We start from the raw sequence: 203 nt of genomic DNA on the forward strand, positions 1-203 counted from the left end.
CAGAACGCGGTCGAGACACGGATCACCATGTCCAGCGCGATCGATACCATCGCTGCCAGTACCGCCATCGAGAACATCGTGCCGATGCCGTAGAACAGCCATCGCTGGAACAGCTGCTTGGTCTGGTCGAACAGCAGACACAGAATGAACAAGGGACCCAGGCCGATGAACAGCGCCAGCGCGACCTCGTAGAGCAGCAACAT

Annotated in this window: 1 protein-coding gene; it reads right to left on the reverse strand. The window is 58.6% G+C overall.

Features of this window, described 5'->3' with window-relative positions:
- Positions 1–203, reverse strand: a 203-nt coding sequence (locus tag R5H29_RS04860; protein ID WP_332328855.1) for a type IV secretion system protein, incomplete at both ends; no start/stop codon positions are given.

The organism is Stenotrophomonas sp. A3_2 (assembly GCF_036624925.1).
Lineage (GTDB): Bacteria > Pseudomonadota > Gammaproteobacteria > Xanthomonadales > Xanthomonadaceae > Stenotrophomonas > Stenotrophomonas hibiscicola.